Raw genomic sequence first — 14,255 nt, 5'->3', positions numbered from 1 at the left:
AATCCATTGGATTTAGACAGGCGGTAATGGACTGAAATTACCAATAACCTATTGTTATAAAACTGTTTTATGGAATTCACTGGAACTCCATTACAAGCTATCGGGGTCCCCGAAAAACATCTGAATCCGCGACCGTAACCAGCGCTCACCCGGATCGTTGTCCTGCGACCCGCGCCAGGCCATGTGCAGTTCAAACGTGCGCGTCGGCAACGGTGGATCTTCCGCGCGAAGACCACCAGCCGCCGTCAGTGCTTCCGCCGTGTAATCGGGGACGGTCGCGACGATGTCGGTGCCCGCCAGCAGCGTACCCAGTCCATTGAACTGCGGCACCGCCAGTACCACATGCCGTTTACGCCCGAGTTTTTCCAGCTCTTCATCGACGAAACCACTGAGGTCGCCGGCAAACGACACCAGCGCATGCGGGCGGGCGCAGTAATCGTCCAGGCTCAGCGGCCCCGGCACGGTATCGGCGCGCAGCAACTTGGGGGCGCTGCGGCGCAGGACCTTGCGTTTGGCGTTGGCCGGCAGGTCGGTGGTGTAGCTGACGCCGATGGAGATTTCGCCGGAGGCGAGCAAGCCGGGCATCAGGATGTAGTTGACGCGACGCACCACCAGCACAATGCCGGGCGCCTCGGCGCGCAGGCGCTTGAGCAGCATCGGCAGCAGCGCGAATTCGACATCGTCCGACAGGCCTATGCGAAATACCGAAGTGCTGGTAGCCGGGTCGAATTCCGCTGCACGGCTGACGGCGGTGGAAATCGAGTCCAGGGCCGGGGAGAGCAGGGCGAAGATTTCCACCGCGCGGGCGGAAGGTTCCATGCTGCGTCCGGTGCGCACGAACAAAGGATCGTCGAACAGGCCGCGCAGGCGCGACAGCGCCGCGCTGATCGCCGGCTGTCCGAGGAACAGCTTTTCCGCCGCACGGGTCACGCTGCGCTCATGCATCAGCGTTTCGAACACGATCAACAGGTTGAGGTCGACACGACGCAGGTCATTACGATTCATCTGGAGTCCTGGCAGAGTCATCAAGCTTGACGAGAGCGACCATATGAGAACAATGGCCGGCATGAATCTTACGGGGAAAGGCTGGTACTCTGCACCGGGTAATTCAGCTTTACTGAGAAGGCGGCAGCAGATTTTTCATGGATTTTTTCAATGCTGGCCATGCTGCGGAATCAATGACAGGCATGTCGACTATTAATAGCCACTGATAGTCTTGGCTGGAAAGCCCAGATAGAGTTCAGGGCATTAGAGGTTACTTTGACGAGGTTTGCGATGTCCCGCACGATCCGTTTTCACAAGTTTGGTCCGGCCGAGGTGCTCAAATGCGAAGAGCATGCGGCTGCTCAGCCAGGTCCTGGCGAAGTGCAGGTGCGTGTCGAGGCAATCGGCATCAGCTGGTATGACACGCTGTGGCGCCAGAATCTGGCGTCGTCCCAGGCGCGTCTGCCTTCAGGCCTGGGTCATGAAATGGCTGGCGTGGTCACGGCCATCGGCGACGGCGTCGAAGATCTGGCCGTGGGCGACAAGGTGGCCAGCTTCCCGGCCGAGAGCCCCAATGATTATCCGGTCTACGGCGAACTGATCGTTCTGCCGCGCACCGCGCTGACCCGTTATCCGGACGTGCTCAGCCCGATTGAAGCCAGCGTGCATTACACGCCGCTGTTGATCGCCTATTTCGGTTACGTCGATCTGGCACGGGTCAAACCCGGGCAGTTCGCCCTGGTGACCGACGCCAGTCACTGTGCCGGGCCGTCCTTCGTCCAGTTGGGCAAGGCGCTGGGTGTGCGGGTGATTGCCGCTACCAAAACGGCGGAAGAGCGCGAGTACCTGCTGTCGCTCGGTGCCGAGAAAGTGATCGTCACCGAAGAAGAAGACCTGTTGATGCGAATCAACAAGATCACCGACAACCGGGGTGTCGACGTGGTGTTCGACGGGCTCGGCGGGCCACAGATGTCGCTGCTCGGTGATGTGCTGGCGCCCCGTGGAAGCCTGGTGCTGTACGGCTTGCAGGGCGGCAACCAGACGCCGTTCCCGGCCTGTGCGGCGTTCCAGAAGAACATTCAGTTCTTCGTGCACTGCATCGGCAACTTCACCGGCAAGCCAGAGCTGGGCATCATCCAGGACCACGTCGCCTTGCAACGTGCCTTGCGTGATATCAACCAGCTCACCGCCGACCGTGTGCTGCTTCCGCTCAAGACCCGGGTGTTTCCGTTCAACGAGTTTGTCGAAGCTCACCGCTACATGGACGAGTGCCCATGCCGCGAGCGGGTTGCCCTGCAAATCGAAACTGCCTGACCTTCCAATTAGAGTCCGTGGCCCCACGGACTCTTGTGCGTTTTTTCCTTCAGACATCGAGAAACCCTGGGCCAGACGCCTGGGGCTGTTCAGCAACTGAACTGGTTTTTGCTCTCGATCTGTATCTTCTAATTGCCCTTAAGACCCTGATAATTGAATGACTACTTTCATCTCAAGGAATGAGCTATGTCTGTGCATTCTATTTGCTCCGTGCAATATCAATCAGCTGTTTATCATCGCGCCTCAAACTTTTGTTTAATGTTTGTAGGGGCGCTATGTAATCCCTTCTTTTTTTCTTGTGCTCATCGTGCGCAGGGGCTTGTAAGAAGTTTCCTAGGAAAACTCACTTTCTCGAAGAGCCCAGCTACGACGGGGCTTTCGGTCATGCTGCTCGCAAATCCGAGACGCCGCGCGCTCAACTGTTTCAAATAACTACGAAAACTTAAGTGTTAGCATTTCAGCGTCTATTAATTAATGAAGAATGATTGTGCGTTCGCCATTCGTGGCCGCGCGATATAAACCTTTGATACCGGGTGAAGTACTGATGAGCACGATCCATGATCAGGCAATGAATTATGTCTACCAGCAAGTATTGCAACGCCTGCTGAGTTTCTTTTCACGTGCCGAACGCACGGCATTGCAGCTGTTGATCCAGCGCCTGGCGGTTGCTGCGGGGGGGATGGATCGCATCGGTGAATTCAAGGTATTGGTGACTCAATCCGGTACCCGTGATTGCTGTTACAGCCTGGCCCTGTTACGCGCCGCCCAGTTGAGCATCGCCGGCCGTGCGCCCGCCACATTTCAGTTGCGGGTCGCCACCGTGCGTTGCAATGGCGTACCGGATTCCGCACTGCACAACATGCATCGCAGCTTCAGTGCTCTGTTCCTGCATGACGACCCAAGGGTCGAGCTTCTGATGGTGGATCATCGCGAGATCCTGCCTTTCAACCATCTGGCGCCTGTCAGCGATGAGGGGCGAGAGGCCGGCAGACTCAATCTGCTGATGGTGGGTCATCGTCGTGGACGGGATGAGGAGCTGACACTGTGGGACGACCTGTATCTGACCACTGCCGAGTTCTATGGCCAGGTTGCCCGCTGGAACAACGGTGTCGACGCCTTGATCAGCAGCGACAACGCGCGCCGTCAGGAGCAGTTTATCGACGGTCTCGACCGGGCGGTGCGCAAGGCCGGCATTGGCGAGCTGGTGCGAAGGGGAGTGGGGTTCGATGAACTGTTCGGATTGCTCGACAGCATCGGTGGCGATTGTTATCGCGAGCTCTATTCCGAGGAAGACCGGGTGCCATGGCGGCCGCTGGGTGAGTTCGAGGCCTGTCGCCGCACCAGCTATATCGGCATCGACGATATGGTGGTCGGCAAGATGGAGGAGCGCTGGCCTTTGCTCAGCGATTTTCTTGGGTTCCAAGCCGATGAACTGATGTTTGAAGCGCGTGCCGGTGAATGTAACGACCCCTTGCTCGGTGCCTACCTGAAGGGGCTGCAAGCCAGTTACACGGAAGGCCGCAGTTACGAGGCCGGTGTATCGGACTATCTGCAGCAATGCCTGGCGATGATGCGCCGCCGGAACACGCCTGAACAGGTTTGCGAACGCTTCATATCCCGGTTCGGCAATCTGTCCGATCTGGACGGGCAGCGGTCGCTGGCTGCGGCGGCGCTGCAAAAGAATTTCGGCCTCAACGAGGCGCAGGTGGTTTGTCTGTTGTTCGCGCCCTTTATCGATGCCGGCGCCGGCCTTGAACGATTCTTGCGCACTTGCCATCCGGGCATGCTGGTCGCCATGCCCGATCTGCACCGTGCCATGCAGGGCCTGCACGCGCCAGAGCAGGTTCTGCAATGGATGACCGATGTCAGCGGTTTACCCCTGCGACTGATCTGTCGGTTGTATGCAATGGATGCAATCCGGATGGGTGAGCCTTTCGCCAAAACGCAGGAATTGCCCGAGCACGAGGTCACAGCGAGTGATCGTTCGGCGGAAGGTTGAATGTGATCTTGCTGCCCGGCCACGGGGAAGTATCTACGGGCACCGGCTCATGAATGAGTCGCAAACCTCCGATTTTGCCTATCAGGCGGTCTACCGCTACCTGACCCAACTGATCAGCGAACCGGGCAATCAGGGAGCCATTCGATTGCCATCGTTGAGGCAATTGGCCGAACGGTTGAACGTATCGATCTCGACCGTTCAGTACGCCTACGCGCTGCTGGAGAGAGAAGGGCGGGTCTACTCCGTGGCCAAGTCCGGATACTTTGCACAGGCGACATCGACGGTCATGCCGCCAGGACGCGGCAGTGATTTGCTGGAAACCGTCTACGTCAATGCCAGATGCGCTGGCATGCAGGTACTGAGTGCCGATGAGCCGGCGTTGGTTCAGCCCCTGGATCGTCCCTTGCTGACGCTCGAGCGAGAGCTGCTGCGTCAGTATCCCCAGCACTTGCAGACGCCCGCCCAGCCTTGCGGTGAATTGGAGCTGCGCACGTTGCTGGCGGCCCGCTACACCTCGTCGGCGACACATTGCTGGCACGCCGAAGATGTCTATATCGGTGCCGATCTGAGAGGGGTGCTGGAAATCCTGATCGCAGTTCTCGGGCTGCGCCACTCAACCGTAGTCGTCGAGTCGCCGTGTGACTGGATGATCCTGCGCTTGCTTGAGTCTGCCGAAGTCCGGGTCATTGAACTGCCGATTCAGCCAGACGGGGCGCTCGATCTGCAGACACTGCAGAGGCTGCTCGAAACCGAGCGGGTGCGGCTGATCCTGTTGTCCTCGAAACTGAACATGCCCCACGGCAGCCGTCACCCTCCGGACAGTCGCCAGGCCGTCGCACAACTTCTCGCGAATCATGGCACCTGGGTTTTGGAGAACGATTGTCATGGCGAGTTGCTGGACGACGATGACGGTGAGCCACTGCGCGAGCTGGTGGATCCCGACCGGCTGTTGATCTTTTCCATGTTCGAAAAAATCATCGGGGTTGAAGCCCCCTATGGGTTTGTCCTGTCGCGACAATGGCGCGCCGATTTGCAGCGTCACTTCCTGTTGCGTTCGTTTCGCCTTTCACCGATCCGGCAAAAGGCCATCGCCCGACTCTATGGAAGCGGGCGGGTCGACCAGCACTTGCCGGTGCTCAAGCGCATACTCAGGGAGCGTCGGACGCGATGGATCGAGCTGATACATGAACGCCTCGGCGACGTTGTGCAGATCATCGAACCCCGGGGCGGTGCAACGATCTGGCTGCATTCTGCGCGCCCGATCACCATGGATGCCGTGTTTCAGCGGTTACTTAAACAACACGTGCTGATTGCACCCGGAGAGCTGTTCAGCCTCCAGGGGCTGCACGCGCAGAACCTGCGTCTGAGTGTGACCGGCAGCGCCGAACTCGAGTTGTTAAGACTTGTCGGATTGCTTGGGGATGCGTTACGACTGGCTCCGCGGGCGGATGTTCGAAAACACCCGGCCTGTGTGCAATAGACCCCATCGCACTCCGGACAAACTGCCAGTAAACTCCCTTGTAATTTCTTGAACCACTCTATTTCAGAGGTTTTGCATGACACTCAGTCCTTTTGCGGGCAAACCGGCACCGGCAGAACTGTTGGTCGACATCCCGCGACTGGTTACGGCGTATTACACCGGTCAACCCGACGCCTCGGTTTCCACCCAGCGCGTGGCGTTCGGCACCTCCGGGCACCGGGGCAGTTCCTTTGATTTGAGTTTCAACGAGTGGCACGTTCTGGCCATCAGCCAGGCGATCTGCCTGTATCGCGAAGCCCAGGGCATCACCGGGCCGCTGTTCGTCGGCATCGACACGCATGCGCTGTCGACCCCGGCCGGGGCGAGCGCCCTGGAAGTACTGGCGGCAAACGGCGTGACCGTAATGATCGCCGAAGGTGATGAATACACGCCGACCCCGGCGGTTTCTCACGCCATTCTTTGCTACAACCGTGGTCGCACCACGGGTCTTGCCGACGGCATCGTCATCACCCCGTCGCACAACCCGCCACAAAGCGGCGGCTACAAGTACAACCCAACCAACGGTGGCCCGGCCGATACCCACATCACCAAGTGGATCGAAGCCAAGGCCAACGAACTGCTGGCCAATAAACTGGCAGGCGTCAAACGCATCAGCTACGAGCAGGCGCTCAAGGCCGCAACCACCCACCGTCACGACTACGTCAACACCTACGTGGCCGACCTGATCAACGTCATCGACTTCGATGCCATTCGCGGCGCCAAACTGCGCTTGGGCGTCGATCCGCTGGGCGGAGCAGGGGTGCGCTACTGGTCGGCGATTGCCGAGCACTATCGTCTGGACCTGGAGGTGGTGAACAAGGAAGTCGATTCGACGTTCCGCTTCATGACCGTCGACTGGGACGGTCAGATCCGCATGGACCCATCGTCCAGCCATGCCATGCAAGGCCTGATCGGTCTGAAGGAACGCTTTGACGTGGCCTTCGCCTGCGACCCGGATCACGACCGTCACGGCATTGTCACACCGTCCGGCGGCCTGCTGGCACCGAACAATTATCTGGCGGTGTCGATTGACTACCTGTTCCAGAACCGTCCGCAATGGCGTGCCGACGCGGCCGTGGGTAAAACCGTGGTCAGCAGCGGCCTGATCGATCGCGTGACCAAGCGTCTGGGCCGTCGCCTGTACGAAGTGCCGGTCGGTTTCAAATGGTTCGCTGACGGTCTGTTCGACGGTTCGCTGGGGTTTGGCGGCGAAGAAAGCGCTGGCGCCTCGTTCCTGCGCAAGGACGGCGGTGTCTGGAGCACCGACAAGGACGGCCTGATTCCAGCCCTGCTGGCCGCTGAAATGACTGCCCGCACCGGCCGCGACCCAAGCCAGGCCTACCGTGCGCTGACCGACGAGCTGGGCGAACCGTTCTCGGTGCGAGTCGATGCCAAGGCCAACCCGGAGCAGAAGGCCCTGCTGAGCAAGCTGTCGCCGGAGCAGGTCACCTCGACCGAACTGGCGGGCGAGAAGATCCAGAGCATTCTCAGCAAGGCTCCGGGTAACGATCAGGCCATCGGAGGCCTGAAAGTGATGACCGAAAACGGCTGGTTTGCCGCACGTCCGTCGGGCACTGAAGATATCTACAAGATCTACGCCGAAAGCTTCATCGGCGACGACCACCTCAAGCAGTTGGTGGCTGAAGCGCAAACTCTGGTAGACGGTGCGATCAGCACCCAGTAAATCCAGACAACGGAAAAGGGCGACCCTGAGGTCGCCCTTTTTTGTGCCCGCGATTCGCCGTTCAGGCCAGATCCACCAACACGATCTCGCTGTCTTCCAGCGCCGTGACGGTCAGCACTTGTTCATCAGCCACCGCCACACCGTCTCGAGCTTGTGCGCGCAAGCCGTTGACTTCAATGACGCCCGTCGCCGGAACCAGATACGCGCGACGTCCTGCATCGAGGCGATATTCAGCAGTCTCCCCGGCCTTGATATTGGCCGCCACCAGGCGTGCGTCGGCGCGGATGCGCAGGCTCTGATCGTCGCCAGTCTTGCCGCTGGCGAGGGTTACGAAACCTTCGCGGTCGCCTTTCGGGAACGGTTTGGCGCCCCATGACGGTGGTGCGCCGGTTTCGGTCGGCAGAATCCAGATCTGGAAAATCTTGGTGTCCGTGGCCTCCAGGTTGTATTCGCTGTGGGCGATCCCGGTGCCGGCGCTCATCACTTGCACGTCGCCAGCCTCGGTGCGGCCCTTGTTGCCCAGGTTGTCCTGGTGGCTGATCGCACCTTCACGCACATAAGTGATGATTTCCATGTCACGGTGCGGGTGGGTAGGGAAGCCCGTGCCGGCGGCAATGATGTCGTCGTTCCATACACGCAGGTTGCCCCAGCTCATGCGTTGTGGATCGTAGTACTCGGCGAACGAAAAATGGTGATGGGCATCCAACCAGCCGTGATGGGCGCCGCCCAGCGAGCTGAAAGGTCTGAGTTCAAGCATGATCGTCTCCTCAAAAGGTTCGTCATGGGGCGTGATGCCTGAGCCACGAAGCGAGACCGGTGATTGATGGCAGCCATCTTCTATCAGTCAATCATCGAGAAAAAGCGTAAAAAGTGCGTCATTCCAATCGAATAAATTGATTTTTAAAAAGCTCGAAACCGTCTCATCTCACCTTCAATTGATCAGCTAAGCCAATGACCTGTAAGCATTTCGCTAGAACAAAAAAGCAAATGCAGACACCATAGTCCTCAACAGCCTCACATCCGGAGTCCGTCAGCGTGGCGCAGCACACCCCCGATCTTCCTCCCGAACTTCGTCCCTTGGCCGAGATGCCCTGGTTCAAACGCCTGGCGGCGCGTTTACTTGGCCACGGTCTGACGCAACTACGCGCCCAACACCGTGCCTCGTGGCTGCACGGCCAGGCTGACGGCTTTCGCAGCGGACATACCGCCGGCGTGGATTACGGGTACAAGGAAGGCAAGGCTGACGGGCTGGAAGAGGGGCGCCAGGTCTTGTTGATCCGCGACAGCCGCAATACCGAGCATCGCCCGCCGGGCATCGACAATCACCTGTTCGACGACTGGCGCCTGCCGCTCAGCGCAGAACTGAAGAAGCGCATGAAAGCCGACGTCGCGCGTCTGCTGCCTGCGCACGCCCAGCCGAGCGCGGCGCAATGGAAGATGATTTTCAGCGATACGCCGTCAACATCAGTGATTGCCGGGGCCGGAGCCGGGAAGTCGACCACGCTGGTGTTGCGGATCCTGCTGCTGACTCACTACCTGGGCTTCGAGCTCGATTCGATGACCGTGGTGACCTTCACCCGCGAGTCGCGCAAGGATTTCATCAGCAAACTGATCGAACTGTTTGCGTTATGGGACCGGGCACTCAGTCAGAAAGCTGCGAAGGATCTGGTGCGCACTTTCCACTCGCGGATCTTGCCGATGGTTCGCAGTCTGCCCGGATTCGAGCGCTTGCAGGCATTCGAAAACCTCAGCCACCGCGCGCCGGGTGCAGATGAAGACGTCGACAGCAATCCGTTCGATCTGCGCATCAACGACGCGCAGCGTCAGCAGCTCAACGCCTGTTACCACCGTCTCTACAAAGAAGATCCGCGCTTTGCGCAACTGATCCAGCCGCTGTCCCTGCACGCCTTGCAGCTTAAAGAGCTGGAACGCGATCACCCGGACGTGCAAAAACGCGTCGCTGTGACAGAACTGGCGGCCCGTCGCGATGAAGAGCTGTGCGACATGATCGAAGACATGTGGCTGCGCGCGGGCGCCTGGCCGATCAAGGGCATCGAACCGAGCCGCCAGACATTCGAAATCAATGGCGCATCGTTCCATTGCCACGGCTACATTCCGAGCCTGGACGCCTGGGTCGTATTGGGTTTCGACCCACGGGAAAACTCGCAGGTTTGCCGTCCCAACGCCAAGCTGACGGTTCGTGCAGAGTGGGCAGTCAAGCGCACCCTGTTTCAAGCTTTCTGCCGTAAGCCGTTGATATGGCTTGATAGTTACGAATCATCCAGACGTGTATTGGCCACGCTGGCGGGCGATGCCAGCGCCGGCCCGGGCTTCGATTACAAGGTCAAAGGCGAGCTGGCATCCGCGCCGTTGCTCGATTGTTTTGTCGCTGCCGCAGGCTTCATCGAGAACCTGGGCCTGGATGTTCCGGACGCCGTTGGCCGCATGAATTTCGCCAAGGACGATCCGGACCGGTTTTTCTTCGAAGCTTTAAGCCTGTTCTGGCGAGCGCTGGAAGATCACTTGCTGGATCAGAAGCCGCCGGTCATGACCTACAACCGGATGTTTGCCCTGTTCAGCGAGCACTCACCGGAAAACTTCAAATTGCTCAGCGATGAACTGCTGCGGCCAATGTCGCACCTGATGATCGATGAGTTTCAGGACGTTTCACCGCAGATCGTCTCGTGGATCCGCGCCAGCCTCTCGGAAATCCGCAGTCGCGGCCCGGCCATGCACGTCGGACGAGGTGCGCAGCGATCGTCGCTGCTTTGCGTGGGCGATGACTGGCAATCGATCTACGGTTGGCGCGGCAGTTCGCCGAGCTATTTCATGGAGTTCAACAAGGAATTCCCGTCGCCGAGCACGACGCGGGTGATGCTCAGCGACAACTATCGCAGCCATCAGCACATCATCGACGCGGCAGAACACATCGTTCGGGCAGCGCCGGCGATCCCGGGCAAGAAGGCCAAGGCCAGCGGCGAGGAGAGGCCGTTGCAGCCAGTCAATGTGCTGGAGCGCGACGATCAGGCGCTCGGCGAGCGCCTGGCGGAACACTATAGAAAGGGCGATTCAATCCTGATGCTTTATCGAAAAAGCAGCGATAAGTTACTGATAGAACATCATATTCAGTCAGTAGTTAATGTTGATTCGAGCTTGCCGTACGACTCCCGGCGCCTGAAACAACTGACCTATCACAGCGCCAAAGGTCTGCAGGCCGACGCGGTTTTTCTGTTGGGCGATTGCCAGCACTTGACCAGTTCGCCGTACAAGAATCAGGTGTATCGCATGGCCGGACTGGGCAAGGCCGGCGACAGCGAGCCGTACGACAGCGCGCAAAAAGACGAAATCCTGCGCCTGGCCTACGTCGGTATCACCCGTGCAGTCAGCCATTGCTACTGGTATGTCGAGCCGCAGGACACTCAGGCGGTCAACATGCCTCGGGCCTCGGACCGGGTCGCCAAAGGCAAACCGTTCTTCGTCGATCATCGTCCGGAAAAGAAAATGGCCTGAATCCAATGCCCATGAAAAAGCCCGCACAAAGCGGGCTTTTTTATTCTAAATCAGCCAGTTACGCATAACTCTTGAGAGATTCCGGAGGAATGAAAGCCTCCAGCTCATCCTCGACCGCTTCGATTATTCGCTCCACATCCGCCGCATTCATCACCGTGGCACAGGGGATGCCGGCGATGGCAATCAGGGTTTCGCCGCTGGCCCGATCGAACAGGCGAGCGACCAGACTGCCAGGCGCATCCATGGTCGCCTCGAAACCCATGGGATGAAAATGCCAGCGCATCAGCTGGCAGGCATTGGGGAACGTGACTTTGCTTGACCCTTTGATCATGTGTTGCCCGCCTTCTTCATCGAGCGCTTCCGTTTGCTCATGGTAGGTGGGAAGAGCCTTCATTGGCTCAACCGGTGACTGCCTTTAAAAGTAGCATCTGAATGTGAAATTCCTGTGAGAATTTTCAGTTCATTTAGCGATTGCGAGGATTCTTTTGATGTAAGTCACGGTCCACCCCAATCGTCGCCAAAATGCCATCACCACCGGTTGTTGAAGCAGCGCCGGAAGTTGGGCAAGCTCGGTTCTTTTTCCAAGAGTCTCTTATGCACGCCGATGATGACGGCCCGGATCAGAGCCAGGCTACGGCCGAGACGGTCATGCGCTATCACCTGTGCTGGAAACACCGGGACCTGGATGGCGTGATGGCGCTGTACCACCCGGACATCCAGTACAACGATTTCTTCCAGAACCGCGTGCTCGGCCTCGACGAGTTGCGCGAGTACGTTCGGGTCAGCATGCCGCGCGAGTCCGACGAAGCGCTGGAGCATTGCGACCGCATCCGTATCGACGGCAACACCGCCTTCATTCAATACGAAGTGACGTTACGCGGCGGTAACGGACTGGTGTCGTTTCGTTCCAGTGAAGCGATCACGGTCAAGGACGGGCGGATCTGGCGGGTCAACGAATATGCATCGTTGGTGCGCGAACAGGCTGAAAGTCCGACGACAACCCGCCAGCGTCCGGCGGTGAGTCGCCTGGGCCTGTCGCCGCGCCAGTTGAGCTTCATGGCCGATGACTTGCAGCAGTATTTCCAGCGCCAGCAACCGTATCTCGATCCGGAGCTCGACCTGCAACGGGTGGCGAAGGAGTGCGGGTACAGCCGCAACCAGATTTCCTATTTGCTGAATCAGGTGCTGGGGCAAAGCTTCTACCGCTACGTCAATCAGGCGCGTCTGCAACATCTATTGCAGTCACTGGACAACGCTACGCCGCCACTGCGTATCGACGAACTGGCGTTTGCCGCGGGGTTCAATTCACTGTCGGCTTTCTATAGCTGCTTTCGCCAGCACACCGGGCAGTCGCCGAAAGCTTATGCGAAGCAAATTTCTTTGCGGACACGCGCGCAAGACAATCCCTGAGTCCAGCCACTAGGATCGACGCCATCGAAACCTGGATTGGCGGAGTCTTGCATGCCGGCGTGGCGCACTATCAGTTTGTGGATGGACCAACTCGACGAGCCGCTGACCGCGCGCCCGTCGCTTGCGCAGGACCTGGATGTCGACGTGGCGATCATCGGCGCCGGTTACACCGGACTGTGGACTGCGTACTACCTGAAACAACAGGCGCCGAGCCTGAACATTGCCATCATCGAAGCGCAAACCGCCGGGTTCGGCGCGTCCGGTCGCAACGGCGGCTGGTTGATGGGCAATCTGCTGGGCGAGGATCGTTTGCTGGCGGGCCTGTCACCGCAACAACGCCGCGCTTCGTTCGACCTGTTGCACAGCATTCCCGATGAAGTAGAAATCGTCCTGGAACGCGAAGGCATCGACTGCGACTACCGTAAGGGCGGAGTGCTGTATTGCGCCGCGCGCTATCCCGAGCAGGAAGCCAATCTTCGCGACTACCTGAAAAAGCTCCACGCCCAGGGCCTGACCGACGACGATTACCGTTGGCTCAGCCCCGAACAACTGGCGCAGCAGCTGCGCATCGCCAAGCCCTACGGCGCCATCTTCGCCCCGCATGTGGCGACCATTCACCCGGCGAAACTGGTGCGCGGTCTGGCGCGAGCCGTCGAAGACCTGGGGGTGAAGATTTACGAAAACAGCCCGGTGACCCATTGGCAGTCCGGCAGCCTGCGCACCGACAAGGCCAGTGTGCGCGGCCGCTGGATCGTCCCGGCCATCGAAGGTTATTCCGTCACACTGCCACCGCTGGGCCGTTATCAATTACCGGTGCAAAGCCTGATCGTCGCCACCGAGCCGTTGCCCGCTGCGACCTGGGATGCAATCGGCCTCAATCGGGGCCAGGCTTTCAGCGAGTTCAGCCGTCAGGTCACTTACGGCCAGCGTAGCGCCGACAACCGCCTGATCTTCGGCGCCCGTGGCGGTTATCAATTCGCCGGCCAACTGCGGCATAACTTCGACCTGACCCGCGATGAAGTCGAGCTGCGCCGCTACCTGTTCGGCGAACTGTTCCCACAACTGAAAAACGTACAGATCACCCACGCCTGGGGCGGCAACCTCGGGATGTCCCGGCATTTCAAACCGCACATGCTCTGCGATCGGGCCAACGGCATCGCGCTGTCCGGCGGCTATGGCGGGGAGGGTGTCGGCGCTTCCAATCTGGGCGGGCGGACGCTTGCGGATCTGATTCTCGAGCGCGACACCGAGCTGACGCATCAACCATGGGTGCTGTCCGATGGCGGGATCCACGCATTGCGCGCCTGGGAGCCGGAACCGTGCCGCTGGCTCGGCTACAACGCGATCATCAAAAGCTTCGTCCACGAAGACCAGACCCTGGCCAACCCGGCGACCGCGCCCTGGCGGCGCAAGCTTGCCAGCCAGGTGGCCGGGTTCATGGAAGGTTTCATGCACTAAACGTTGTTTACTACCAGACAGGTAACGCCATGAGCATCACCCAATTCAAGAACACCGCCACGTTGCAACTGGATGAGTCCAACCCGGTGGCCGTGCCGCTCGGCACGCCGGTAGCGATTGCCTCGACCACCAGCGTCGAGCGCGACGACGGCGTCGAAACCGGCGTCTGGGAATGCACCCCAGGTCGCTGGCGGCGGCAGATCACTGCCCAGGAGTTCTGCCATTTCATTTCCGGTCGCTGCACGTTCACCCCGGACGACGGCGGCGAAACCCTGCACATACAAGGTGGCGACGCACTGATGTTGCCGGCCAACACGCTCGGTATCTGGGATATCCAAGAAACCGTGCGCAAGACCTATGTCCTGATTTTCTGACGT

At 59.3% G+C, this 14,255-nt stretch carries 11 protein-coding genes; 8 read left to right on the top strand and 3 right to left on the bottom strand.

What is annotated here, in order from left to right; genetic code table 11:
• Window positions 1-90: 90 nt before the first annotated feature.
• Entirely contained in the window at window positions 91-1,005 is a 915-nt protein-coding gene (locus L6D74_RS05565) for a LysR family transcriptional regulator (protein ID WP_039768298.1), read from the bottom strand.
• A gap of 270 nt (window positions 1,006-1,275) precedes the next feature.
• On the opposite strand from L6D74_RS05565, the gene L6D74_RS05560 reads away from it, so the two are divergent.
• The 4 genes from L6D74_RS05560 to pgm all read left to right on the top strand — a co-directional run bounded on the left by L6D74_RS05560 (window position 1,276) and on the right by pgm (window position 7,500).
• Complete coding sequence (locus L6D74_RS05560; RefSeq protein WP_064381679.1) at window positions 1,276-2,298, top strand: zinc-dependent alcohol dehydrogenase family protein; 1,023 nt, start codon at window positions 1,276-1,278, stop codon at window positions 2,296-2,298.
• Window positions 2,299-2,842: 544 nt separating this feature from the next.
• A complete protein-coding gene (locus L6D74_RS05555) occupies window positions 2,843-4,297 on the top strand; it encodes a hypothetical protein (RefSeq protein ID WP_236188129.1) in 1,455 nt (484 codons plus the stop codon).
• A 49-nt stretch (window positions 4,298-4,346) separates the two neighbouring features.
• Window positions 4,347-5,777: an aminotransferase-like domain-containing protein gene (locus tag L6D74_RS05550; protein WP_085610258.1), complete on the top strand. Its 1,431-nt coding sequence runs from the start codon at window positions 4,347-4,349 to the stop codon at window positions 5,775-5,777.
• A 76-nt stretch (window positions 5,778-5,853) separates the two neighbouring features.
• A complete protein-coding gene (gene pgm, locus L6D74_RS05545; RefSeq protein WP_236188127.1) occupies window positions 5,854-7,500 on the top strand; it encodes a phosphoglucomutase (alpha-D-glucose-1,6-bisphosphate-dependent) in 1,647 nt (548 codons plus the stop codon).
• Between the two features lie 61 nt (window positions 7,501-7,561).
• Here the strand turns inward: pgm and L6D74_RS05540 are convergent, their stop codons facing one another.
• Window positions 7,562-8,257, bottom strand: a complete 696-nt coding sequence (locus L6D74_RS05540; RefSeq protein WP_085610260.1) for a pirin family protein — start codon at window positions 8,255-8,257, stop codon at window positions 7,562-7,564.
• A 278-nt stretch (window positions 8,258-8,535) separates the two neighbouring features.
• Here L6D74_RS05540 and L6D74_RS05535 point away from each other — a divergent pair, with 278 nt between their 5' ends.
• A complete protein-coding gene (locus tag L6D74_RS05535; RefSeq protein WP_236188125.1) occupies window positions 8,536-11,010 on the top strand; it encodes a UvrD-helicase domain-containing protein in 2,475 nt (824 codons plus the stop codon).
• A 58-nt stretch (window positions 11,011-11,068) separates the two neighbouring features.
• Here L6D74_RS05535 and L6D74_RS05530 read toward each other — a convergent pair whose 3' ends face one another.
• Window positions 11,069-11,341: a DUF1652 domain-containing protein gene (locus L6D74_RS05530; protein ID WP_085610669.1), complete on the bottom strand. Its 273-nt coding sequence runs from the start codon at window positions 11,339-11,341 to the stop codon at window positions 11,069-11,071.
• Between the two features lie 263 nt (window positions 11,342-11,604).
• Between L6D74_RS05530 and L6D74_RS05525 the strand changes: the two genes are divergently transcribed.
• The 3 genes from L6D74_RS05525 to L6D74_RS05515 are packed head-to-tail and all read left to right on the top strand — an operon-like array spanning window position 11,605 to window position 14,252.
• Window positions 11,605-12,420, top strand: a complete 816-nt coding sequence (locus tag L6D74_RS05525) for a helix-turn-helix domain-containing protein (RefSeq protein ID WP_085646534.1) — start codon at window positions 11,605-11,607, stop codon at window positions 12,418-12,420.
• 51 nt (window positions 12,421-12,471) lie between these two features.
• A complete protein-coding gene (locus tag L6D74_RS05520; protein WP_236188122.1) occupies window positions 12,472-13,878 on the top strand; it encodes an NAD(P)/FAD-dependent oxidoreductase in 1,407 nt (468 codons plus the stop codon).
• A gap of 29 nt (window positions 13,879-13,907) precedes the next feature.
• Entirely contained in the window at window positions 13,908-14,252 is a 345-nt protein-coding gene (locus tag L6D74_RS05515) for a cupin domain-containing protein (RefSeq protein ID WP_064596520.1), read from the top strand.
• The last annotated feature ends 3 nt before the right edge of the window (window positions 14,253-14,255 follow it).

Origin of the sequence: Pseudomonas pharyngis (assembly GCF_021602345.1) — a bacterium.
GTDB classification, from domain to species: domain Bacteria; phylum Pseudomonadota; class Gammaproteobacteria; order Pseudomonadales; family Pseudomonadaceae; genus Aquipseudomonas; species Aquipseudomonas pharyngis.
This window is presented reverse-complemented; position numbering and strand designations above follow the sequence as displayed.

Excerpts from the sequence above, each read along its gene's own strand:
- L6D74_RS05565 (WP_039768298.1), bottom strand. The coding sequence starts at position 1,005 with ATGAATCGTAATGACCTGCGTCGTGTCGACCTCAACCTGTTGATCGTG.
- L6D74_RS05560 (WP_064381679.1), top strand. The coding sequence starts at position 1,276 with ATGTCCCGCACGATCCGTTTTCACAAGTTTGGTCCGGCCGAGGTGCTC.
- L6D74_RS05555 (WP_236188129.1), top strand. The coding sequence starts at position 2,843 with ATGAGCACGATCCATGATCAGGCAATGAATTATGTCTACCAGCAAGTA.
- L6D74_RS05550 (WP_085610258.1), top strand. The coding sequence starts at position 4,347 with ATGAATGAGTCGCAAACCTCCGATTTTGCCTATCAGGCGGTCTACCGC.
- pgm (WP_236188127.1), top strand. The coding sequence starts at position 5,854 with ATGACACTCAGTCCTTTTGCGGGCAAACCGGCACCGGCAGAACTGTTG.
- L6D74_RS05540 (WP_085610260.1), bottom strand. The coding sequence starts at position 8,257 with ATGCTTGAACTCAGACCTTTCAGCTCGCTGGGCGGCGCCCATCACGGC.
- L6D74_RS05530 (WP_085610669.1), bottom strand. The coding sequence starts at position 11,341 with ATGATCAAAGGGTCAAGCAAAGTCACGTTCCCCAATGCCTGCCAGCTG.
- L6D74_RS05525 (WP_085646534.1), top strand. The coding sequence starts at position 11,605 with ATGCACGCCGATGATGACGGCCCGGATCAGAGCCAGGCTACGGCCGAG.
- L6D74_RS05520 (WP_236188122.1), top strand. The coding sequence starts at position 12,472 with ATGCCGGCGTGGCGCACTATCAGTTTGTGGATGGACCAACTCGACGAG.
- L6D74_RS05515 (WP_064596520.1), top strand. The coding sequence starts at position 13,908 with ATGAGCATCACCCAATTCAAGAACACCGCCACGTTGCAACTGGATGAG.